Annotated in this window: 18 protein-coding genes and 4 pseudogenes; 18 read left to right on the forward strand and 4 right to left on the reverse strand. The window is 67.5% G+C overall.

From position 1 onward, the window contains the following. The first annotated feature begins 68 nt into the window (after positions 1-68). The 3 genes and pseudogenes from ACWDYJ_RS18560 to ACWDYJ_RS18570 all read left to right on the forward strand — a co-directional run bounded on the left by ACWDYJ_RS18560 (position 69) and on the right by ACWDYJ_RS18570 (position 3,159). Positions 69-1,274, forward strand: a pseudogene (locus ACWDYJ_RS18560) (IS3 family transposase). Continuing rightward, positions 1,271-1,680 (forward strand): annotated as a pseudogene (locus ACWDYJ_RS18565) (DUF4259 domain-containing protein). The pseudogenes ACWDYJ_RS18560 and ACWDYJ_RS18565 overlap by 4 nt, the downstream one beginning before the upstream one ends. Before the next feature lie 670 nt (positions 1,681-2,350). Further along, positions 2,351-3,159, forward strand: a protein-coding gene (locus ACWDYJ_RS18570) for an IS5 family transposase (protein ID WP_451566631.1) whose coding sequence is annotated in 2 segments (ribosomal slippage) — positions 2,351-2,690 and positions 2,690-3,159 — 810 coding nt in all. Because the reading frame shifts where the segments join, the coding sequence is not laid out codon by codon here. Positions 3,160-3,257: 98 nt separating this feature from the next. Here ACWDYJ_RS18570 and ACWDYJ_RS18575 read toward each other — a convergent pair. Together ACWDYJ_RS18575 and ACWDYJ_RS18580 are read right to left on the reverse strand one after the other, a co-directional pair. After that, complete coding sequence (locus ACWDYJ_RS18575; RefSeq protein ID WP_451566632.1) at positions 3,258-3,560, reverse strand: hypothetical protein; 303 nt, start codon at positions 3,558-3,560, stop codon at positions 3,258-3,260. Between the two features lie 215 nt (positions 3,561-3,775). After that, positions 3,776-4,519, reverse strand: a pseudogene (locus ACWDYJ_RS18580) (IS5 family transposase). Positions 4,520-5,068: 549 nt separating this feature from the next. Between ACWDYJ_RS18580 and ACWDYJ_RS18585 the strand changes: the two are divergent. From ACWDYJ_RS18585 to ACWDYJ_RS18615, 7 genes and pseudogenes are all read left to right on the forward strand, one after another. Continuing rightward, positions 5,069-5,458, forward strand: a complete 390-nt coding sequence (locus ACWDYJ_RS18585; RefSeq protein WP_451566633.1) for a hypothetical protein — start codon at positions 5,069-5,071, stop codon at positions 5,456-5,458. Positions 5,459-5,504: 46 nt separating this feature from the next. Further along, entirely contained in the window at positions 5,505-5,948 is a 444-nt protein-coding gene (locus ACWDYJ_RS18590; RefSeq protein ID WP_451566634.1) for a trypsin-like serine protease, read from the forward strand. Next, the gene (locus tag ACWDYJ_RS18595; RefSeq protein ID WP_451566635.1) at positions 5,945-7,153 is read left to right on the forward strand and encodes a trypsin-like serine protease; all 1,209 of its coding nucleotides are present in this window, start codon (positions 5,945-5,947) and stop codon (positions 7,151-7,153) included. The genes ACWDYJ_RS18590 and ACWDYJ_RS18595 overlap by 4 nt, the downstream gene beginning before the upstream one ends. Before the next feature lie 419 nt (positions 7,154-7,572). Further along, a complete protein-coding gene (locus ACWDYJ_RS18600) occupies positions 7,573-11,544 on the forward strand; it encodes a polymorphic toxin-type HINT domain-containing protein (protein WP_451566636.1) in 3,972 nt (1,323 codons plus the stop codon). A gap of 11 nt (positions 11,545-11,555) precedes the next feature. Then, positions 11,556-11,876 (forward strand): hypothetical protein, encoded by a 321-nt coding sequence (locus ACWDYJ_RS18605; RefSeq protein ID WP_451566637.1) that lies wholly within the window; start codon positions 11,556-11,558, stop codon positions 11,874-11,876. Positions 11,877-12,277: 401 nt separating this feature from the next. Continuing rightward, positions 12,278-12,793, forward strand: a complete 516-nt coding sequence (locus tag ACWDYJ_RS18610; RefSeq protein WP_451566638.1) for a DinB family protein — start codon at positions 12,278-12,280, stop codon at positions 12,791-12,793. A 73-nt stretch (positions 12,794-12,866) separates the two neighbouring features. Further along, positions 12,867-13,548 (forward strand): annotated as a pseudogene (locus ACWDYJ_RS18615) (transposase). 19 nt (positions 13,549-13,567) lie between these two features. On the opposite strand, the gene ACWDYJ_RS18620 reads toward ACWDYJ_RS18615, so the two are convergent. Continuing rightward, positions 13,568-14,347, reverse strand: a complete 780-nt coding sequence (locus tag ACWDYJ_RS18620) for an NAD(P)H-dependent oxidoreductase (RefSeq protein ID WP_451566639.1) — start codon at positions 14,345-14,347, stop codon at positions 13,568-13,570. Between the two features lie 138 nt (positions 14,348-14,485). Between ACWDYJ_RS18620 and ACWDYJ_RS18625 the strand changes: the two genes are divergently transcribed. Continuing rightward, entirely contained in the window at positions 14,486-15,334 is an 849-nt protein-coding gene (locus tag ACWDYJ_RS18625; protein WP_451566640.1) for a helix-turn-helix transcriptional regulator, read from the forward strand. 589 nt (positions 15,335-15,923) lie between these two features. Here the strand turns inward: ACWDYJ_RS18625 and ACWDYJ_RS18630 are convergent. After that, positions 15,924-17,015 carry a DUF2867 domain-containing protein gene (locus ACWDYJ_RS18630; protein ID WP_451566641.1) on the reverse strand — a complete coding sequence of 364 codons (1,092 nt, stop codon included), beginning with the start codon at positions 17,013-17,015 and terminating at the stop codon, positions 15,924-15,926. 107 nt (positions 17,016-17,122) lie between these two features. On the opposite strand from ACWDYJ_RS18630, the gene ACWDYJ_RS18635 reads away from it, so the two are divergent. The 7 genes from ACWDYJ_RS18635 (at position 17,123) to ACWDYJ_RS18665 (ending at position 22,342) form a co-directional block, all read left to right on the forward strand. Next, a complete protein-coding gene (locus ACWDYJ_RS18635; RefSeq protein ID WP_451566642.1) occupies positions 17,123-17,692 on the forward strand; it encodes a TetR/AcrR family transcriptional regulator in 570 nt (189 codons plus the stop codon). A gap of 193 nt (positions 17,693-17,885) precedes the next feature. Beyond that, positions 17,886-18,341, forward strand: a complete 456-nt coding sequence (locus ACWDYJ_RS18640; RefSeq protein ID WP_451566643.1) for a hypothetical protein — start codon at positions 17,886-17,888, stop codon at positions 18,339-18,341. Positions 18,342-18,563: 222 nt separating this feature from the next. Beyond that, entirely contained in the window at positions 18,564-19,223 is a 660-nt protein-coding gene (locus tag ACWDYJ_RS18645; protein WP_451566644.1) for a transposase family protein, read from the forward strand. Position 19,224: 1 nt separating this feature from the next. Continuing rightward, a complete protein-coding gene (locus ACWDYJ_RS18650) occupies positions 19,225-19,635 on the forward strand; it encodes a RidA family protein (RefSeq protein ID WP_266673776.1) in 411 nt (136 codons plus the stop codon). Positions 19,636-19,765: 130 nt separating this feature from the next. Continuing rightward, complete coding sequence (locus tag ACWDYJ_RS18655) at positions 19,766-21,211, forward strand: NF041680 family putative transposase (RefSeq protein ID WP_451566658.1); 1,446 nt, start codon at positions 19,766-19,768, stop codon at positions 21,209-21,211. Between the two features lie 230 nt (positions 21,212-21,441). After that, positions 21,442-21,645 carry a hypothetical protein gene (locus ACWDYJ_RS18660; protein WP_451566645.1) on the forward strand — a complete coding sequence of 68 codons (204 nt, stop codon included), beginning with the start codon at positions 21,442-21,444 and terminating at the stop codon, positions 21,643-21,645. Between the two features lie 220 nt (positions 21,646-21,865). Next, a complete protein-coding gene (locus ACWDYJ_RS18665) occupies positions 21,866-22,342 on the forward strand; it encodes a 2'-5' RNA ligase family protein (protein ID WP_451566646.1) in 477 nt (158 codons plus the stop codon). Positions 22,343-22,350 lie beyond the last annotated feature (8 nt).

Here is a 22,350-nt window from a genome sequence, read left to right on the forward strand (position 1 = left end):
TGAGGTGATCCCCGTGGTGTGGACACGCCTGACAATGGATCTTGGTGATCCTGGAAGGTGTAATCCACGTGGCAAGGCCCTCGAAGTACAGTGCAGAGTTCCGGTCCGATGCGATCGCGTTGTGGCGGACTTCGGCCGGTAGGCGGATATTTAGGGACGTTGCGGCCGATCTGAACGTCAACCCCGAGACGCTGCGGACCTGGGTGCGCGATGTCGACGACCGCCCGGTCGCCTCCGGTACTTCGCAGGACACTGCGGCCGAGCTGACCCGGCTGCGGGCGGAGAACGCCAGGCTGGCCAAGGCGGAAAAGGAATGGCAGCTTGAGCGGGAGATCCTGCGCCGGGCAGCGGCGTATTTTGCCCGGGAGATGAAGTGAAGACCGCCGCCTGGGACTTCGTCTCCACCCACGCCGAGATGTTCGGTATCAAGCGGATATGCCGGGTGCTGGAAGTCTCCCGCTCGGGCTACTACCGGTGGATCGCCGGCGCCCCGGCCCGGGAGGGGCGGCAGGAAGCGGAGGACGCTCTGGTCGCTGAGATACGCGAGATCCATGCCGAACACCTCGGCAACTACGGCGCGCTCCGAGTACATGCCGAACTGCGAGGCTTCGGCCAAACGGTCAACCGCAAGCGGGTGGCCAGGCTGATGCGCAAGCACGGCATCATCGGCCGACATCTGCGGAAGAAGAAGCGAACCACGGTCCCGGACCGCCTCGCGCCGCCAGTGCCCGACCTCGTCCAGCGGGACTTCACCGCCGGCCCTCTCGACGAGAAGTGGTGCGGCGACATCACATACGTGCAGGTGGGAGCCACGTGGCTCTACCTCGCCTGCGTCATCGACATCCGCTCCCGCCGGGTACTCGGCTGGTCAATGGCCCCGCACATGCGGGCCGAACTCGTCATCGACGCGCTCCAGGCCGCAGTCGCGGCCCGGGGCGGCAACGTCATCGGAGTGCTCTTCCACGCGGACCGCGGGGTCCCAGTACACCTCGGCAGCGTTCGCCCAGGCCTGCGACCGGCATGCCATCCGCAGGAGCATGGGCCGGGTCGGCTCGAGTTACGACAATGCCCTGGCCGAGAGCTTCTGGCAGGGACTGAAGCGAGAAACGATGCACGGGAAGCCCTTCGCGACGATGCGACAGGCGAGGCTGGAGATCTTCCAGTGGCTCACCTACTACAACGCTCGCCGACGCCACAGCGCGCTCGGCTACCTCTCCCCGATGGAATTCGAACAGCAGCACCACAAGACAGCTAAACTCCAACTCGCAGCATGAACCCCTGTGTCCACACTCCGGGGGTCACCTCATGGGACGTCGGCCCCTTCGCCAACGACACCGCAGCGGACTTTGGCGGTGACCTTGATGAGGTAGCTGCAGGCGAACGTGAGGGCATCGTCCGGAGTGCTCTCACACGTGTGATCGACACCGCGGCTTACCTCGAAGTACCCGAATCCGAGGTAGCCGTAGCCGCGGCCGCGCTCGTCGCGGCGCAGTGCCCCGTGGGCCGGAAGAGCCCCTCCCGGATCTCACTGGCCTGCGCGATCTCGCCCTTCAGGCCCTCGACCGCATCATGACCGAACCGTCCGAACCGTCCGAACCGATGGACCTATGGGCAGAGTCGGATGGCGGGCCCTGGCGCGCGAGCATCCGCCGCCTGCGGAACGTGCTCCTGCCACAGTGATCGGGAGAACAGCTCAGCCTGATCTGACCCACCCCGACCCGCACCCGTCCTACCCGGAAGGTCACTATGAGCTGGGACGTCCTTCTCATGCGTCTACCCGCCGACGTCACCTCTGTGCACGAGATCCCCACCGACTACACCCCGGACCCGCTCGGCCGGCGCGACGACATACGCGCAGCTGTCACTCAGACTTGCCCCGAAGCTGACCTCTCGGACCCAGCCTGGGGCGAGCTTTCCGGCCCGACTTGGTCCGTCGAACTCAACATCGGGTCGGAAGATCCGGTGGACTCGATCATGCTCCACATCCGGGGCTCCGGCGGCGACGTGCTGACGGACGTCTTCCGTCTTGCCGAGGCTCTGCGGTGCAAAATGCTCGACTGTGCGAATGGGGACCTGAACCCCTGGGCATACGTCGGGCTGGGAGGAATTCCAGGAGTACGGGGATCGAGCGCTCGGACCCTCTCAGTGATACCCCCTGGTCGCAGCACTAGCATCCGGCCCATGCACCCTGAATCCCGATCGAGCCTTGATGGCCTGCTTCCGCCCGGTCGGATGGTCACATCCGATGAAGGCGACGGAGATCGACAGCCCTTGTGGCTTACTGATCGTTTCAGAATGAGTTGAGCTGTGGGTCTTGCGCTCGGTGATCTTGGTCGGCAGGGTGTTCCGAGTGCGTGCTGATCTTGTTCCGGATGACCTGTGGGAGCGGGTGGGTCCGCTGCTGCCGTCCGCTCCCGAACGGCGCCGTCGCTACCCGGGTCGACTTCGGGTTCCGGACCGGGCAGCCCTCGCGGGCGTCATGTACGTGCTGCGGACCGGTGTCGCCTGGCGCGATGTTCCGGCCGAGACTGTGGGCTGCTCCGGGGTGACGGCCTGGCGCCGGCTGCGGGACTGGACCGAGACCGGCGTCTGGCCGCGTCTGCATGCCGCCCTGCTGGCCGAACTGCGCCGCGCTGACCTTCTGGGCCTGGACGACTGCGCCGTGGACGGGTCGCGTGTCCGGGCCCTGAAAGGGGGGATCACGTCGGTCCCTCGCCCGTCGACCGTGCCCGTCCCGGCTCCAAACACCATCTGATCGTCGACCGCCACGGCACACCGCTTGCTGTCACGCTCACCGGTGGGAACCGACATGACGTCACCCAGTTGCTGCCGCTGCTGGACGCCGTCCCAACGATTCGGGGCCTGCGAGGACGCCCCCGCCGCAAGCCCCGGCGTCTGTATGCCGATCGGGGCTACGACTTCGACAAATCCCGCCGTCTGCTGTGGAAGCGCGGCATCAAGCCGATGATCGCCCGACGCGGGGTCGCACACGGCTCCGGACTGGGAAAGGTGCGCTGGGTCGTCGAGCGTGCCTTCGCCTGGCTGCACCAGTTCAAGCGGCTCCGCATCCGCTACGAACGACACGCGGATCTGCACCAGGGCCTGCTCGAACTGGCCTGCAGCCTCATATGCCTTCGCCGTCTCCGAACTTCATTCTGAAAGATCAGTGAGGGGCGACATGCCGGAGGCGGTGGCAGGGCGGCAGAGTCGGTTCCTGCCCTTGGGGGGCTGAACTCAGGGGAGGTCGAAGGTGATGTTCACCGAACCGTCCCGTCCGGCGCCTCCGTGAGCATGAGAGTTCCATCCTCTACCTCGAAGACTCTCACCAAGATCCCGCCGTTCTCCTCGCCGGGAAACACAATGGAGAAGTGGGGGTCCATCTCCATGAGGAAGTCCCAGCCCTCGCGCTGGGTCGTGTCGAGGGCATTGGCATGCCGACCGGTTGCCCGCCACGTGCCGACCGCGTCGACAGTGACGGTGATGTCGATGTCGTACTTCTCAAGGCACGTCGCGTGATTGGCCCACCATTCGAGGCGGGCCTGACCCACGAATCGATCCATGAGCACACTATGCACGGTGCCCAGGCCGGACGGGCGAGTCTGTGCGGCTGCCGGCCGCGTGGGTCAGGCTGTGAGACAGAGCCGTATGGGGCAGGCCGGGCGGGTCCCCTCGCCTCAACCGGCTGCACCGCATATGCCTTCGCTGCCTCCGGATCTCATTTTGAAACCATCAGTTAGAGCTCGTAACACGATCACGAGTCGGGCTTGTTGAGGCGTCACCAGCAGATGAGGCTGCAAGCGAGGGAGACGAAGGCGTCGTGGAGCTCGGTGCAGCGTTCCCATCGGACGGCGAGTCGTTTGAACTGGTGGAGCAGGGCGAAGGTCTGCCCCACGACGTAGCGGAGCTTGCCCATGTCCTTGGTGTCCGGGGCTCCTTTGCGGGAGATGACGGGCAGGATTCGGCGTTTACGCAGTTCATCGCGGTTGGGGTTGGAGTCGTAGCCCTTGTCCCCGAGCAAAGCCTCGGGACGTCGGCGGGGTCGGCCGGGACGACCTGCCACCGGTGGGATGCCGTCGACCAGCGCGAGGGTCTGGGTGACGTCGTTGACGTTCGCCGCGGTCATGATGACCTTGAGCGGGGTGCCGCGTCCGTCGCAGATCAGGTGGTGTTTGCTGCCCGTCTTCCGCCGGTCGACCGGCGATGGACCGGTGTCGGCGCCCTTCCTTTCGCCCGGATATGCGAGCCGTCCACGCACGCCCTGGACCAGTCGAGCCGGCCGGCTGCGTTCAGCTCGGCGAGCAGGATGCGGTGCAGCTGGTCGAAGACCCCTGCCTGCTGCCACCGCTCCAGCCTGCGCCAACATGTCTGCCCGGAGCCGAACCGCAGCTCAGGGGGCAGGAGTTGCCAGGCGATGTCGTTGCAGAGCACGTACAAGATGCCCTGCAGGCACAGCCCGGTCAGCTACCGGTCGCGGCCCTGGTGACCTTGTCGGCCAGGGCGGCAGTAGCGGCTCGATCAGTGCCTACAAGCCGTCGTCCACGATCCACGGCCAATACTCACCCCACCACGAACGGCCGAATCGTCACACTGGTCACGGCTGACCAGAGCATCTCATCAAGATCGTGGTATGAGCCCTTTACGGCACTTTTATCAACTGGAGATGGGCTGGCTTCAATGCCAGTTGACGTATCGACGGGTTCCCGCATACGGTCCTCAAGCCAGGCGGATCTATCTCGGCTGGCCTGTCGGAGACCATCAACTCTTCATGCGCATTGGACATTTCGGTCACTTCCGGAACGCTGGCTGTGGCACCGGCTGCTGGCGTAGACCCTAGCTGTGCCGTGGCCGTGTCCCGCGCCAGGCCGACCATCCGCACGGCGTGCGCCGTCGACGCGCATATGGCGGGGACTCAGGACTCTGCCGCGTTGTCCCACTTCACCCATCGGAAGGATTGCTGGTGCTTTCTCGCGCCCGCCGACTCATCGTTGCCGCCCTAGCACTTACCTCGCTTGGTGCGTTTGGCGCTCACGCGTCGGCTGCTGACACTCCGCCCGCTCCGGAGCCTGAGATGCCGTACGCCGTAGAGGACGGTGCCTACCCGAATGCCGACAAGATCCTGGCGGACAAGGGCATCAAGCTCGTCCGCGGTGACGGGAACATCACGCTGGCCGACTGCGACGACACCAAGAAGCAGATCCGTGTCATCGCAGTCGCGGACCCGACCGTGAACCGGCAGCGGTTCTACTGCTTCACCGCCCACGCCAGCACCGGTCACCTCGCCCTCCAGCTCGACCGTGTCTACGCCATCGACGCCGCGGACCACCCGATCAGGGCGCAGCTCACGGCCAACGGGGCGACCGAGACGGTGGACATCGCCAAGGACGGCTATGCCAGCGTCGGCGAGGGGGTCGTCGGTGGCGCCCGCAGTGTGCTAGTTGAGATCCGCATCACGGGCTGACTCCTGCCCCGACGACTACACACTCGCGCCCTCCTGAAGGATCATCATGTCTGACATACGTCCGCTTTCCGTGCGGATGAACGCCGGCCTGGCCACCGCGACTGCGGCCGCCGTGGCCTCCGCACTTCTGCTCGCGGGCAACTCCCACGCTGTGGGGGGTTCTCCGGCTGCAGACGGCTCGCACGGCTACGCCGTCAAGCTCACCATCGGCGATCTGGAATCCAGCAAGGCCTGCTCCGGCGCCCTGGTCGACGACTTGTGGGTCCTGACCGCCTCGAGCTGTTTCGCGGCCACTCCTGGTGCTGAGGTCCCGGCCGGGAAGCCTGCCGTGAAGACGACTGCCACCCTGAGCGACCAGAAGACCGTCGAGGTCGCCGAGATCGTCCCGCGTACTGACCGCGACGTGGTGATGGCACGCCTGGCCGCACCGGTTGCCGGTATCGCCGGTGTCAAGCGCGCCGGCGCTGCGCCCGCGGGGGCGCGGATGTGACGGCGGCCGGTTTCGGGCGGACGAAGTCCGAGTGGGCGCCGGGCAAGCTTCACACCGGCACCTTTACCGTCAACGCCTCTGATGTCACCACTCTGACGATCACGGGCAAGGGCACGGATGTCATCTGCAAGGGCGACACCGGTGGCCCGCTGCTGAACGCGGCCGGTGAACTGGTCGGTGTCAACAGCCGTTCCTGGCAGGGTGGCTGCCTCGGCGCCCCGGCCAACGAGACCCGCACCGGCGCCATCGCCGCCCGTGTCGATGACCTGCACGACTGGGTCCAGCGTGTGCGGGCGCTGTCCCCGGGCTGGCGGACCCAGGCCCTGGTCCAGTCGGGCAGCAGCCTCTACCAGGGCATCCGTCTGGCCGACGGTTCCTGGACCGGTTTCAACGACGTCCAGGCCCAGGCCGCCGCCGGGAGCATTGGCGGCATCCGCAACTCGGCGGCCGTCGGTATGAACGGCGACACCCACGTCCTGGCGGTCAGCAACAGCGGTGGGCTGTTCCACACCATCCGCAAGCAGGACGGCACCTGGGGCAAGTTCGGCGACGTCTTCGGTGTGGCCGGCACCCTCGGCAGCCTCACCAGCGTCACGGCCATGAACATCGGCTGGGATCTGCACGTCGTCGCCGTAGCCGACGGCAAGGCGCTCCACACCGTCCGCAACGCCACCGGTCACTGGACCCCATTCCGTGACATCACCTCCGGCAAGGTCGCCAACGTGACGGCCGCTGCCACTGCAGTCGTGCGCGGCGAGCTCCATGTCACCACCGTCAGCGGCGGCAAGGCGTACCACTCGATCCGGCAGGGCAACGGCAACTGGCTCGCCTGGGGCGACGTCGCCGGTGCTGCGGGCGCCACCGGCCCCATCACCTCGATCAGCACGATCGGCGCCGGAGACGAGACCCACATCGTCATCGCCACGGACAACGGCGCCCGCCAGTACCACGCGGTGCGCAACTTCAACGGAACGTGGACGCCTCTGACTCAGCTCAAGGACATCCTCGGCACGGTGACCGCCAATTCCGTGGCCACCGCGAACATCGCCGGCGAGGTCCAGGTAGCCGTCACCACCGCCGACAACAAGCTCCTCCACACCACCCGCCGCACCGACCGCACCTGGGCCACCACCGTCACCGTCCCGGCCCCGGGCCTGTCGGCCGCTCCCGGCCACCTCGCCCTCACCGGCACCTGGAACGGCTGACCCCGGATAGCTCGCCGCCACGGTGCCTGCAGGGCACCGTGGCACGCCGGCCAGGCACCTCACAAGCCCTCTCTGCCGCGCTTGGGCCGTCAGCGGGACTACCGGCCGGCGTGCTTCCCAACGATGTGATCAGGCACGCGACGTTCTGAGCGCCTGGGCCGCAGCCGCACCGCGAGCACTCTCGCGACATGCTGTCCGCCAGATGGCAGTTCTGTGACTTCAGAAGTCGTCAGTCCGGTCAACCGGCGGCCCAGGTCCCGGATGAGGGAGCCGACGGGCTGGTGATCGACACATCCGTCGCCTCCTTGGCCAAGGAACCCACCCACCAGACCGCTCCACGATGAGTTGAGATGACATCCAAACGAAGACTGCTGCGTACCAGGCCACCAGGCCTCGTCCATAGCGCGATACGGGTGCTTGTGAGCACCGTGCTGCCCCTCGCACTGGTGTCCGGCCTCCTGGCGACGCCGGCGAACGCCACGGAGGCCTCGTCGGTCCCGGATCCGGCTCCGACGGCCGGCTACGTCATTCCGCCCACTGACCGGGGACGCGTGGTGCAGCTGTGGAAGGACGGCGGCCCGGGCATCAAGGCAGCCGCAGAGGTGGCCCTGACCGGCGGCGACGACGACGTCAGGCGGTTCCTCGAACAGGCCGCCGGGATCGCGGTCGAAGACGACCGCGTCGCCTCCTCTCAGATGGGCAGCGTCGGCGGCCCCAACCTCCAGGAAGCCGCGCACAAGGCGTACACGGGTACGCCTGCCGACGCGAAGGCGTTCTTGGCCGAGGGGTGGAAGGCCCCCTTCGACGAGGACCAGCGGCTCAAGGTCGCCCAGATCATCGATACCGCGGGCCCGATGGAACAGGCGAAGGGCCGGGCCGCGCTCCAGGGCTCCCAGCACGAAGTCGAAGCCTTCCTCCGAGAGGGCCGTCACACCTGGCGCGAGGAAGACCAGCGTGTCCAGGTTGCCCAGATCCTGAGTGTGGGCGGCGAGAACGTCCGGACGGCCGGCCGTATCGCCCTGCGCGGCTCCGCCGAAGAGATCCAGGACTTCCTGGAGGTCGAACAGCACACTGCGCGCGCCGCGGACGAAGAGCACGCCACGATCGCTCAGCTCGCCCAGCAGGTCCGTGAAGCGGGCCGGCAGGCGAAGGAAGAGTTCATCGAGGCCAAGGCCGAATCGGACCGCGCCGTCAAGGCGGCAGAGCGGGCCAAGGAAGCAGCACTGACCGCCGCGCAAGAGACCAGGGACGCCAAGGACGACGCGGTGAAGGCCGGCGCGGCCGCCTCGCGGGCTGCCGAGTACGCCCGTCAGGCAGCCGCCGCCTCCCAGCAGGCCATTTCCGCGGCTCGTGCTGCCACCAACGCCGCTCGCGTCGCGTCCAACGCGGCAGCCCAGGCAGCCAGTGCCGCAGCCGCCGCAGCGAAGGCCGCCACCCGCGCGAACAACGCGGCGGCAGACGCCGCGACCAACGAGTTCGGAGCCAAGAAGGCCCGCGAGGCAGCCCAGGACGCCCGCGACATCGTCAAGGCCGTACGGGGTATCGCCGAGGCCTCGGCCCAGGCCGAGGCCTCCGCCAACGGTGCCGCCGATGCCGCACTGGCCGCAGTGGGCGCCGCACTGAACTCGCTGGCAGCCGCAGGGGCGGCCACCGACGCCGGAGACGCCTCCGACGCCGCCGGAGCCAGCTCCGCCCAGGCTCGTGCAGCCGCCAACAGCGCCCGCCGCTACGCCAACGAAGCCCAGCGCGCCGCAAACATGGCAGCTGGTCTCGCGAGGAAGGCCGCAGCCGCTGCCCGCGACTCCCGGCTTGCCGCCGAGTCCGCGGCCAACCATGCGGAGAAGGCAGCGAAGGCTGCCGACGAGGCCGCCGAGCACGCTGGCGAGGCCGCCACCGCCGCAGCGAAGTCCACCGCACACGCCGAGGCGGCCGCCACGGCAGCGAAGGACGCCAGCGACGCGGTCGAGCAGGCGAACCGCGTCTACAAGCTCGCCCGCGAGATCGAGGCCGAACGCCTCCTCGGCCGGACCAACGCCGGCCTCGAGCGCGCCAGTGACCTGCGGGCGGAAGAGGAGCAGCGCCGCAAGGACAAGGCCCAGGCCGCACAGCAGACCAAGGACCTGACGGCCCAGGCGAAGGCCCTCTCCGTCGAAGCGTCCCAGCCCGGAGCCGACGTCAAGGCCATCGCAGCCAAGGCGCGCACGGTGGCCCTGAAGACCGCGCAGACCCAGGGCGGGTGGAGTGAGATCTCCGCCCAGGTCGCGCTCGCCGGCTCGGACGCCGACATCAACGCCTACGCCCGCACCGGATGGCTCGAGGCTACCCAGCAGGACGAGCGCGCGCTCGTCGTGCGCATGGCCGAGGATGCCGGAGCCGCAAGCATTCGTGGAGCCGCGGAGCAGGCCCTCAAGGGCAACGCGCAGGCCGTCACCGCCTTCCTCACCACCGGCCAGTACCAGGTGGGTGCGGACGAGTTCGGCGTGCACATCGCGCAGATCATCGACGGAGCCGGCCCGATCTTGGAAGAAGCGGGACGCAAGGCGCTCAGGTCCGGCGACCCCGCGCAGCACCGCCAGTTCATCGAGACCGGGCAGCACACGGCGCGGAGCGAAGACGAACGGGTGCGTGCCGCGGAGCTCGCCTCCGTCGGCGGTCCGGAGCTGAAGGCCGCCGCGCGCATCGCCGTGCACAGCTCCGATGCAGAGGTTCACCAGTTCATCCAGAACGGCCAGTACCGTGCCCAGCGCAAGGACCTGCTGGCAGCAAACCACCAAGAGCGCGTCCTGGCCCTGCTTGCGGAATCGGCTGAGATCGCCGCGACCGCCCACCAGGACGCGGCCGAAGCCGGCAAGGTCGCGGCACTGGCCCGCGACAAGTCGGAGGAAGCGGAGGTCTACGCCCAGCAGGCTGCCAAGTCGGCTGCCGACGCGAAGACCTTCGCCGACCAGGCGGCAGCATCCGCGGAAAAGGCCAGGGAAGCCGCCAACCGGGCAGCGCAGTCCGCGAAGGTCGCCCGTGACGCCGCCGCCCGTGCCAACAAGGCCGCGGACGAGGCCGGTAGGTCGGCGGCCGACGCAGAGATATCGGCGCAGTCCGCCCGCACTTCTGCATCGCTGGCCTGGGCAGCAGCTGCCCGCGCCAAGGACTCCGCCCTCGCCGCCGGCAAGGACTTCGGCGCCGCGCTCCAGGCCTCGAAGGAAGCCTACGACGCCTACACCCAAAAGTACTGGGAGGCTGAAGAACGACGGCGCAACGACCCTGGTGAGCAAGCGCGGCGCCAGTACAGGTGCGGATTCGCCGGCACCGACTGCATGACCGACAAGCAATATGCATACTGGTGCGTCAAGAAGCCCGTATGCATGCTCGCGACGGAATTCGGCGAAGCGCTCGAGCCCTACGACGACGACATCCGCTTCATCGGTAACGAGCTCCTAGGACTCAGTAACTTCTACGCCTGCTTCAATGGCCAGGGTCTCGATGGCCTCTGGTCGTGCGCCGAGCTCACCCAAGACGTCGTCATGAACTCCAAAATCCGGGCGCTGCGCGCCGGGTGGGCGCTTCTTGCCAGGACCCTGAAGGGGTGCAAGTGTTTCCCGGCGGGCACCAGAGTCCTGATGGACGACGGGACCAGCCGCAAGATCGAGGAGATCAAGGTCGGAGACAAGGTTCGCGCCACGGACCCTGTGCGTGGCTATTCGGCCGCGAAGAAGGTGACCCGGCATATCGTCACCGAAGACGATAAGTACTTCAATGAGCTGACTGTCGAGACTGGTCAAGGGCCGCAGAAGCTCACCGCGACGTTCGAGCACCCGTTCTGGAATCCGACTGTCAAAAGGTGGCTCGAAGCGCGCGAGTTCTGGCCGGGCGACGAACTTCTGACCAGCCGTGGTGAAAAGGTCCGGGTCACAGCCAATCGCACATGGGCTCAGCATGCGCGAACGTACAACCTGACGGTGGCCGATCTCCACACGTACCACGTGCTTGCCGGGGCGACCCCGGTTCTCGTCCATAATGCCGACTGCGACCTTGATCTCGGTGACTCGTGGCGGGCGAGGGAGCCCGATGACCTCCGATCGGACAAGGGCGGATGTGAGGGCTGCGCAGTCCACATTATGGACGTGCTCGGTGGTGGCCGGGTAATGCGTATCTCCCTCAGGCCAGGGATGGGAAATCAGATGTGGAGGTACCGAGGCAGGGACGTTACGTGGGACGAGCATTTTGTTGTGGTCAGGGACGACCGGGTTTTTGATGCCTGGACGGGGCGGCACGGTGAGAGTATGGACGAGTACATGGCGCAGTGGGAAGATTGGCGCGATTTGTATGTGCGTACCTACGGGACGCTAACCTATAAGCCAGAATCGGATGGCTACACCTTCACCCCCGACGACTAAAGGTGAACGCCGTGGATCTGGTGATCAAAAACCTTGCAATGCGACCTAGAATGTATGGGCTAAACGGCTCGTTCTCGGACTACATTGCATTCCTGGTGGGATATGATACAGGGCTGACGGGATCATTCCTTGGCGGCTTCAGTAAGTGGATTGCTCGCACAACGGGCACAGTGGGAGCCACTCTATTCTGGCCGTACCTAGTACTCCGGGAATCCGGAGTTGACGACTGGGCCGGACGCGACTGGCACCAACTGAACCCGGACGACGATGCTCGTGCGGTAGAGAAGCTCTTCCAACTGCTGGAGGAGTTCGAGCAGCGCAAGCAAGACTAGAAACCACGTGGTGGGCTCAGCCGAAAGGCGGGCCCACCACTCGTGTTCGGGGCCTTGACCGGAGATCTCGATCGCTCCTACGCGACCCCCGTCCACCGGGCGAAGGTGCCGTGCCCCGGGTGATTCGTGACCGATCGTGGTCAGGCTTAGTGGTCGGCTCCGGAAGTCCTTCGAGGGCTGATGTAGAGACAGGGCTTGTGCGGGGTGCCGGTTACTGAGGTTTGATGCGTGATGTCGCTGGGTCGACGCCTTGAATTGCGAAGAGGAGGGCCGGCCCCGCGGCATCATGCGAAGATCACCAGTAACACCCCGATGTCCCCAACCGTGACCAGGATCGTAAATCGCGGAAGAGCCCGTCATCCAGGTGCCCCCTCCCGACTGCCCTGGTAGCGTGCGCCGGCATGTCATCGGAAGTGGAACGCCCCCCGCTCCAAGCGGACGAACGCACCGCGCTCATCGGCTGGCTGGACCTGCAGCGGCAGATCCTGCGCTGGAAATGCAAAGGGCTGAGCGACGAGGACGCGCGCCGCCCGGTCATCCCGATCTCACCGGCCATGACGATGGCCGGTCTCATCTCCCACATGCGCTGGACCGAGCACATATGGCTGGAAGTGCTGTTCCTCGGCGGCGACAAGAAGCAGAACCCCGCATTCGACGGGTCAAGCAAGCACGCCGACTGGCACACCGACGGCCGCCCCCTCGCAGAGCTCCTCGCGGAGTACGAGGCCCAGTGCGCCCGCAGCAACGAGATCGTTGCCGCGGCCGACCTGGACGACGCCGGCCGCCACCCCGACTTCCGCGACGGCAGCGCCAACCTCCGCTGGATGCTGATCCACCTCGTCGAGGAGACGGGGCGACACGCGGGGCACGCGGACATCGTCCGGGAGCTACTCGACGGCACGAAGGGCTACTACTAGGGCCTGTGTGATGTCGTGATCAGTTTCTGGGTTCTGTCCTCTTCGCGAGGTGGAATCCGGTACGACTGTGGTCGTGACACGCAGGCAACTCACCAATGCCCAGTGGAAGTTCGTCGAGCCGTATCTGCCGATCGGTAGGTACGGCCCGTACCCGGAGCGGCTGCGGGAGCGGTTCGAGGGTGTGATGTGGCGGTTCCGGTCCAGTGCCCAGTGGCGGGAGATGCCTGCCGAGTTCGGGCCCTGGGCCACCGTCTACGGACGCTTCCGGGTCTGGCGGGACGCCGGTGTTTTCACCGCCCTGCTGGAAGGCCTGATCGCCGAGGGGGCCCGCGTGGGAAGGACCGACTTGTCGCTGGTCAGCGTGGATTCCACCACGGTCCGCGCCCACCATGACGCGGCGGGAATGCGCGTCAGCGAGCACCTCATGGAGGCCCTGGAAGAGGCCGCGCGGGAGCAGGAAACGGCCCGCCAAAAAAGGGCGGACCGGAGGAACAGAACGGACAGACCGAGCGTCGGCGCATCCGACGCAGACGTAAACTCCGCCCGAGGCAAGCCTCGCACGGGGCGGCCGACCCGTCAGCCACGACGCCGACCTTTACAAGGAGCGGAACACGGTCGAACGCCTGATCGACAAGTTGAAGGCCTGGCGTGGCATCGCCACCCGATACGACAGGACCCCGGACAGCTACCTCGCCGGCCTCCACCTCCGCGCCGCAATGATCTGGATCGACGACCTACTGAAGACCACCGAATGATCACGACATCACACAGGCCCTAGCAGCGCACGTGCAGCCCGAAACCCGTGCGGCCCGCGGGCTCCAGTCCCTCCCTCAGGTGCAGCGAGCGGATCTCGTAGTCACCGAAGTTCTGCCGCCGGAACGCGATCGGCTCGGTCGACTCCAGGGTGAGCAGGCGCTGTTCCCAGGCCCTGGCGACGTCCGGGTAGTCCTCGTCGGTCATCCGGTCGGCGCCGTACAGCACGAACGGCGGCAGCACCTCGATGCCCGGGTAGTAGAGGATGCCGTGGTGGATCGGGAACAGCAGATCGTCGATGGGGCCGTTGATCCCGCGAGCGGCGTAATGCGACTCCGGGCCGCCGGCGGTCACCGACAGCAGAGCCTTCCTGCCCGCGAGGGTGCCTTCGCCGAAGCGCTCGCCGTACCTGGTGTCGCTGTGCTCGCCGACGCCGTACGCGAAGTGGTAGGTGAACACCCGGTCCACCCAGCCCTTGAGGATCGCGGGCATCGTGTACCACCACAGCGGGAACTGGAAGATGATCGTGTCGGCCCACAGCAGCTTCTCCTGCTCGGCGAGGATGTCCGGGGTGAGTGTCCCGGCGTCGAAGGCCCGGCCCGAGTCCAGGGCGACCTTCAGCGGACTTGAGGCGTCGGGGCCGTAGTCCGAGGCGTCCACGACCGCCTTCCAGTTCATCGCGTACAGATCGCTCACCCGTACCTCGTGCCCGGCGTTCTCCAATGTGGACACCGCGAGGTCCTTCAGCGAGCTGTTGAGCGACTTCGGCTCCGGGTGGGCGTAGACGATCAGCGTCTTCATGGGAACTCCTTCGGATCGGGTGCCTTCGATTCTGGGCGTCGCGGCGCCCGGTATTCAGGGGCGCCTCTTCCGTCGGACGGGACTTCCTGGTATTGGCAGGGCCACCTTCACGGGCACCACCCAGGCGATACTGGGGGCATGGACGATCTTGCGGGCTTCCTGCGGACCCGGCGTTCCCGCGTCGACCCGGCGGCCGTCGGCATCCCCACCGACAACCGCCGCCGGGTCGAAGGGCTGCGCCGCGAAGAGGTCGCGCACCTGTCCGGAGTCAGCGTCGACTACTACGTACGCCTGGAACAGGGCCGCGCGACCCAGCCCTCCGAGCAGGTCCTCGACGCACTCGCCCGTGTCCTCGGCCTCGACGAGACCGAGCGCGAGCACCTTGACCGGCTCGCCCGGCAGCGCCGCCGCCGCGGGAAGGCGCCGGGCGGGCGGGTCCGGCCGGAGCTGCTGCGCGTCCTCGACCTGGTCGCCGACGCACCCGCGCTGATCATGGACCACCGCTTGGATGTGATCGCCGGGAACCGCCTCGCCGGGCTCCTCTTCGGCCGGCCGACGCCCGGCCTGAACACCGCCCGGCACATCTTCCTTGAGGAGGCTGAGCGAGGCCTTTACGCGGACTGGGAGAAATGCACCCTCGACGTGGTCGGGCACCTGCGCCTGGCCGCCGGGAAATTTCCAGAGGACCCCCGCCTGGCCTCGCTCATCGGCGAGCTGGCGATGGGCAGCGAGCGCTTCCGTCGCCTCTGGGCCCGCGCGGACGTGCGCGCCCGCACGCATGGGCGCAAGGCGTATCGGCACCCTCTGGTAGGACTGCTGGAACTGCACCAGGAGAACTTCGCACTACCGGATGAATCGGGCATGGAGCTGCTGGTGCTGTCCGCGGCCCCCGGCAGCCCCGCCGAGGACGGGCTGCGCCTGCTCGCGGGCCTTGGAGCGGACAGCGGTGCCGCGTATCCCACAGTGAACGCTCAGGTCCGCGAGTAACTCAACGACGCCCACCCACCGCCGGACGCCTCAACACTGACGGCATTCCGGTCCCCGGCCTACTTTGCGGCTGGTGACACGTTTCTTACCCGTGTGGCTCAGGACTGCTCCCGTGCCGCGTCCTGGCCCTGGGTGCCACCATTGAAGAGGTCGATGAATCCGAACGGTGCGCGGTCGCCTTCAGCGCCAGGTCGGCCGCGCCCCGGGCCAGGATCTGCTCCCGGTCGGCGCATCCGTCCGTCTCCAGCTCCCGCAGCTGCGCGGCGGGGGGTCCTGGAGCGCGGACAGCACGGTCCGCCCCAGGGTGGTCATCGCGCGCCATTTCCTTCGTCCGGCTCGCTGTGTTCCTGGTCCTGCTCGGCGACGAGTGCCGGCGCGGAGATGCTGCCGTGGGTGAAGACACCCGGCAACTCCGACGGCGGATGCGGCATCGCTCCCACGGTCCGGGCGGGCCAGTTCGGCCCCGAGCTCGCGATCCGCTTGATCGACGGCACCTGAGTCACATCACGTGCCCGGCCGCCCCGTTGGCGCCTTGCCAACGGGGCGGAGGGAGGGCTTCAACATCGGCCGCAGGGGCGGATTGCCCTGCCTACAAGGGCGATCCGGTTCGGGACCGGCGTGCCCGGATCTTTGCCGCCGCATCGCGGAGCAGGCCGGGTGTCAGCCGGCGGTGGACGGCGGAAGACGGTGTCCAGATGATCCGGCCGAGGAGCCGGTCATAGCGCAGGACCGTGGCCAAGGAAACCCGCCCATCGGCTACCCGGACGACGAGGTTGCCGCTGAGAAACCACGAAGCCGCCTCGAGCCTGACCCAGTCTTCGCCACGTTCGGCGAGCCGCCAGCCGGCCACGGTGTCCGGCGATCGCCCCCGGCCGAGCCGCAGACCGAGCAGGCCACGCCAGATCACTCGTCCCGGGAGGCTGGGCACGTCGCCGAACATCGCCCGGGCCCACTCCTCCGGGCTCGCCCCAACGTCCGCGGTGAGGGTGAACATGTCGACATAGTCGGCGTCGGGCAAGGAACTGAGGGTGAGTACCGACGCCGGGACATTGTCCTTCCCCACGGCACTTTCGATGGTTTCCGGGCTGCCGCCTTCCTGATCTGGGCCACCGCGCTCCTGCCACGCGCGTTCCCATTGCCGGGTCAGTGCCGGGTAGACGATGAGATACCGGAACGGCGCGACGGCGGCCATGTACAGCCGGCCGATCAGGCCGTTGGGCTTCACGAGGACCGCCATGCGCAGCTCGTGCTCGCCGCTCGCGGTCGGCACCCATCCGAGGTGCATGATCGTGTGAACGGTTTTGTTCGCCAGTTCGCGGGCGCACTCGTTGTCGAGCCCGTACACCGGGGTGAACGGGCCGTATTCAGAGCCACTCGGGACCTCGCGGAGGTCACGCGGCAGGCGGTCGCGCAGCGACGGAACCCGCGCCGCGATACCCCCTTCGCGCTTGTCCAGGCCAAAGAGGGCGCCGAGCTTCCAGCGCACCGTGAAGAGGAACCGGACCAATGGGGACTGGCTCGCGGGTCCGTCGGCCGCCTCCATCGCGGCGAGCATCGTGGAGAAGTCATCGGGTCCGGCGCCAGGCGTGCGGTAGGCCCACACATCCTCCAGCCGGAAGTCCCGGGTGAGCTCGTGGATCCGCCACGGCTGATCGGTGTGGGCTGCTTCTGGGAGCCTCATTGCCACTACCGCCTTCCCTGTCGTGAGACATATACGGGTGCGTATAAGCCAACCTAGTACACTTATACGGCACCGTATATTTCTGGAGAAGTGAGGTGGGACACGTCGTGGGCGCTCTTCGCACGCCGCGTGGCAGGTGGGTCGAGGAAGGGCTGCAGGCCCTGGCCGACGGCGGCCCGGATGCCGTCCGCATCGAGACGCTGGCGAAGCGGATCGGCGTGACGAAGGGCGGTTTCTACGGGTATTTCGCCGACCGCGGCGCGCTGCTCGAGGCGATGCTGGACGCCTGGGAGCGGGAGAGTATCGATGAGGTGCTCGACGCGGTCGAGCACGAGGGCGGCGACCCCAAAACCAAGATCCAGCGTGCGGGCGAACTCACCTTCTCCAACGACCGTCTGCTGCCCATCGATCTGGCGATCCGCGACTGGGCCCGGCGCGATGAGGCGGTCGCCGAGCGCTTGCGAAGGGTCGACAACGGGCGCATGGCGCTGCTGCGCCGGATGATCGGCACCTTCTGCTCCGACGCAGATGAGGTCGAGGCCCGCAGCCTGCTCGCCTTCTGCGTGGCAATCGGTGAAAACTTCCTCGCCGCCGACCACGGCGAGCGCACCCGGGCCGAGGTTCTCGCCCGCGCCGCCGACCTGCTGCTCAACCGGCCCGCACCAGGTCGCGCGTGAAGCGCGAGGAGCCCAGGCCACGGGAAGCGTGACCTGGGTTCCTTCGGAGCGGTTTGAGGAGCCGAGCGGCTCAGTAGACCTCCATCCCGTACCAGGACAGCGCGGTGGGCGGCTGTCTGCCGTGTAGATCGTCTGTCAGGCGGTTCGGCGGTTTCTGCCCCTCGCCGTCGATGCGCCTTCCACGATCCGGTGCATGGTGGACCCCGAGGTGTCGGAGCGAATCGCCGCGCGCCGCGCGGAACTGGACGGACTCGAAGGACAGCTGGTCAAGCAGTTGGCGGAGGTGCGGGCCGAGCGGGACGAACTCGCCGTCGCCGAACGGGTTCTGCAGCGGATGAGCGAGCAGATAGTCGAGGAGCGTGCGGCGGCTGCGCCGGTGACGGCATCGGTGGGCGGCCAGACCGTGCGCATGGTCCCGCACCGTGCGTCGGGCGTGGAGGAGACCGCGCTTCCGCCGGAGTACCAGCGCATCCTCTCCGTCGTACGGCAGGCCGCCGGGCCCGTCACGACCCGGCAGGTCGGCGAGGAGCTGGGGCTGGGCACCGGTGCGGGGCAAGCTGGAGCCACTGCGTGGAAAACTGAGCGAGCTGGTGGGCCCCGCGGCTGTCTGCGGAAACTGCCCGACGGCCGGTTCACCACCCGCCTGTAACTTCCGGCAGCGGTGCGGCGGGGGCGTAACCGAGGTGCCTCCGGCGGCCGTTGGAATTGTGTGAAGAGCACCTAAGAGTACGCCGAGGACACCGTCTCCCTTGTTTACCAGTGCCGCCTGCCGCTGTCGACGCGTACCCTCAACTACCTCGCTGACCTGCTGCGACGCCATCTCAAGGCGATACGGTCGCGCTGGCGGGCCCTACCGACCGGGAAGATCGCGGTGATCGTCCTGGCCGTTCTGCGGCACGACCAGCGCCTGGCCGACATGGCCGGCGGCAACGACATCCCCGCCACCACCATCCGCCGCTGGCGGGACGAGGTCATCGGTCTGCTCGCCGCGAAGGCCCCGCGCCTGGACCGCACCCTGAAGAAGATCGCGGGGCGCGGCGGCGAGGTCGTCCTGATCGACGGCATCCTCATCTTCACCCAGCGCCGCACCGGCCAAGCGAACCGGCCGAACTACTCCGGCAAGCACCACCGCCACGGCCTTCACTTCCTCGCCCTGACCGACGACAACGGCCGCCTGATCTGGATCTCCGCGGCCCGCCCCGGCCGCACCCACGACATCACCGCCGCCCGCCGCGACCACATCCTGTCCCACCTGCGCGAAGCCGATCTCGGGGCGTTGGCGGACCTCGGCTTCCTCGGCCTGGACGACGACGCGGACGATCCTGTGGTCGTCACCGGATACAAGGCCACCCGCGCCCGCAATCTCACCACCGGCCGGAAGGAAGCCAACCGGGTCCTCGCCGCCGGACGCGCCCCCGTCGAACACGGCTTCGCCCACCTGAGCTTGTTCTTTAACCTCACGTCACTGCGGAATGCTTGCCGGTGGAGAAAATGCGGTGCGTGCTGGCACCACGCTGGTCAGACTCGCTGACATGACTGAGAAGATCACCCGCATCAACCCCGAGCAGCTGCATGAGACACCCGGCTACCACCACATCACCGTGGTGGAGGCAGGCCGTACCGCCTATCTGGCGGGGCAGTGCCCGCTTGATCGGAATGGTGACCTCGTCGGTTCCGGTTCCCTCGAGACGCAGGTCGACCAGGTTGTCGCGAACGCGCTCGCTGCCCTGGCAGCGGTGAGTGCCCAGCCTGAACATGTGGTGCGGTCAGTGATCTACGTGCGGAGCGATGAGAGGGACATTCTCGGAGCCGCATGGCGTCGGCTCACCGAGTCTGCCCTGGGTCCGGCGTTCACCACCGCCAGCACGCTCTTGGGCGTCGCCCAGCTGGGCTTTCCGGGACAGCTCGTCGAGGTGGATCTCACCGTGGCGCTGCCTGACTGACTTCGAACGGCGTATCGAACTGGATAGCCCAGCTGGGCATTCGCGGGATGCTGGGGCGGCCTTCGTCTGATCATGTGCTCCGACCAAGGTGCACCGATCAAGACGAAGGCCGTGAAGGTGAGTCTGCTGCCTGACGCCGGGGGGTCCCGGGGAAGCGTTCGCGCAAGCGTCACGCTTCCGGGAGGACCTATTCGACTGCCTGACCGTGCGCGGGGACGAGCTGTTCGAGCTCGTGGACGCATTGCTGTGCGCGGACGGCCCGGTGACGTCGCCGGTGGATCTGACGCTGGTGGCCGAGCACCGGCGTGGGCACGGTGCGATGTACGAGGCGTTGAACCACGGAAACGTGGACGTACCCCGGTTGCGGCAGGTGCTGGCCGGTCTGCCGATGCCGCGGGCCGCCGACGGGCGCCTGGTCCTGGCGGTCGATGTCAGCAACTGGCTCCGCCCTGACGCGCCGACCAGCGCGGATCGCCTGTTCTGCCACGTCTACGGCCGCAGCGGACGCTCCTCGGACCAGTTCATCCCCGGCTGGCCGTACTCGTTCGTCGCCGCCCTCGAATCGGGCCGGACGTCCTGGTGCCAGCTCCTGGATGCCGTCCGCCTCGGACCCGAGGACGACGTCGCCGAGGCTACCGCCCCCCAGCTCCGCCGGGTGGTCACCGACCTGATCGAGATGGGCCGCTGGCACGCCGGCGACCGCGATATCCTCATCGTCTTCGACGCCGGCTACGACGCTCCACGCATGGCCCACCTCCTTACCGGCCTCCCGGTCGAGGTGCTGGGACGGATGCGTTCCGACCGCGTCATGCGACGGCCGACGCCCTGGCTCAGGGAGTACGCCCTGGCCTATCCCCAGGGCGGGCGACCGCCGAAGCACGGCAAGGAGTTCCGCTTCACCAAGCCGGACACCTGGGGTGAGTCGGACGCGGCCACGACGCAGGTCACCGACCGATACGGCACCACCCGCGCGATGGCCTGGGACCGTATCCACCCGCGCCTGACCACCCGCTCCGCCTGGATCGAGCACACCGGCGAACTCCCCATCATCGAGGGCACACTGATCCGCCTCCAGGTCGACCGGCTGCCCGGCGGAGGAGACCCGTTGCCGCTCTGGCTGTGGTCGTCCGCCGCCGGCCTGAACTGCGAGGACGTCGACGTGCGCTGGCAGGCATTCCTGAGGCGCTTCGACCTGGAGCACACCTTCCGGCTGATGAAGCAGACCCTCGGGTGGACCCGTCCGAAGCTGCGGACCCCCGAGGCCGGGGAGCGCTGGACCTGGCTGATCATCGCCGGCCACACCCAGATCCGCCTTCTGCGCGGGCCCGCCGCCGACTTGCGGCGGCCGTGGGAGAAGCCCGCCGAGCCCGGCCGGCTCACCCCGGCCCGAGTCCGCCGGGGGTTTCGGAACCTCCGCCCTCACCTGCACTGTCCGGCCCGTGCGCCGAAACCCTCCACTCCCGGCCCCGGAAGACCACTTGGCTCGAAGAACCGGCGGCCTGCCACCCGCTACGACGTGGGCAAGACCGTGAAACGACCCGAGAGCATCACCGAACGAAATCGACTCAGACCATAAAGAGCAAGCTGAGTACCTGTGTCTGAGCCGTTCATGACATATGGGGTCCCGCGTCGTTGCCTGCCCGACGGCGTCGGAGAGCTGGCGGGCGCGACGAAACCTGGAGGACCGGGGGGATCTAAACGGGCTGGAATGAGGGCTGCGGCTGAGTGAGAGTCCAGGGAATCAGCTGGAGATTCCCGGTGTACTTTCTTGGTCTGACAGATCATCAGCGAGATCGTTAGTCGGGCATGAACAAGCAACTCGCTGCCGCAGCTGTCTGCCTCGTCGCGGGCCTCGGTGCCCTCTCCGCCGCCGTTCCTGCTCACGCCGCCGCACTGGCAGGCACCTCCGCTGGGGTCGTCACCAAGCCCAGCGATGTCAAGGACGACCTCCAGAAACTCCTGGACGATTTGAAGCAGGAGACGGAGTCGGAAAACGACAAACTCGCTTAGGACGTCGTTTCACCGCAGAACGGCAGTCTCCTGATCTGCACGTTCAGGCGGCTTTAACGAGTGTGGAGGACTGCGTGAGAGGGAAAGGTCATGAGGCAGAAGTGTCGTGTCCCTCGAATGAGACGTCGGATGAAGCCCAGATCACCACAACGGAACGGGACATTCCGATTGTAGTCCTACACGAGGACGGGCGGTCTCGCGGGAGTTTTCGATCACCTGCGTGGAAGGCCGCTGGCTTCACATCCCCCTGGTCGACCAGATCACCGACCGCGTGGGAGCAGAGAACACTCCGGCCGAACGCGACGCCCTCGTAGCGGAGGTGGGCAAGCGCCTCGGGGACGTCGAGCCGTTCGACATCGTGATCGGATCGGTTGAGTCGCACGCGACCGGAGTGATCGCCGACGTCCATCCCGCCGAGCCCCTCAACGACCTCCACACCACCGTCCGCGCCGCGATCCAGACGGTGCGCGTGCCCAACGCGACGGGCTACCACACCAAGGTCCCACACCTCACGCTCGGACACGCGGGCGAGGAATGCGACTCCGACCAGGTCCAGAGGAAGCTCCGTAACGGAGTACGCCCGGGACACGCCCCGATGCGGGTGGACGCCGTTCACCTCGTGGACGTCACCGAGGACGCACAGGCCAAGACGATCACGTGGGACCACGTTGCGACGATCCCGCTCGGCGGCGGCTGAGGATCGCC

This window comes from Streptomyces sp. NPDC003042 (assembly GCF_053591315.1).

What these genes read in the sequence shown, in the direction of transcription:
- ACWDYJ_RS18575 (WP_451566632.1), bottom strand. Translation starts at nt 3,560, where the DNA reads ATGGATCGATTCGTGGGTCAGGCCCGCCTCGAATGGTGGGCCAATCAC.
- ACWDYJ_RS18585 (WP_451566633.1), top strand. Translation starts at nt 5,069, where the DNA reads ATGCCGTACGCCGTAGAGGACGGTGCCTACCCGAATGCCGACAAGATC.
- ACWDYJ_RS18590 (WP_451566634.1), top strand. Translation starts at nt 5,505, where the DNA reads ATGTCTGACATACGTCCGCTTTCCGTGCGGATGAACGCCGGCCTGGCC.
- ACWDYJ_RS18610 (WP_451566638.1), top strand. Translation starts at nt 12,278, where the DNA reads ATGTCATCGGAAGTGGAACGCCCCCCGCTCCAAGCGGACGAACGCACC.
- ACWDYJ_RS18620 (WP_451566639.1), bottom strand. Translation starts at nt 14,347, where the DNA reads ATGAAGACGCTGATCGTCTACGCCCACCCGGAGCCGAAGTCGCTCAAC.
- ACWDYJ_RS18625 (WP_451566640.1), top strand. Translation starts at nt 14,486, where the DNA reads ATGGACGATCTTGCGGGCTTCCTGCGGACCCGGCGTTCCCGCGTCGAC.
- ACWDYJ_RS18630 (WP_451566641.1), bottom strand. Translation starts at nt 17,015, where the DNA reads ATGAGGCTCCCAGAAGCAGCCCACACCGATCAGCCGTGGCGGATCCAC.
- ACWDYJ_RS18640 (WP_451566643.1), top strand. Translation starts at nt 17,886, where the DNA reads ATGGTGGACCCCGAGGTGTCGGAGCGAATCGCCGCGCGCCGCGCGGAA.
- ACWDYJ_RS18650 (WP_266673776.1), top strand. Translation starts at nt 19,225, where the DNA reads ATGACTGAGAAGATCACCCGCATCAACCCCGAGCAGCTGCATGAGACA.
- ACWDYJ_RS18660 (WP_451566645.1), top strand. Translation starts at nt 21,442, where the DNA reads ATGAACAAGCAACTCGCTGCCGCAGCTGTCTGCCTCGTCGCGGGCCTC.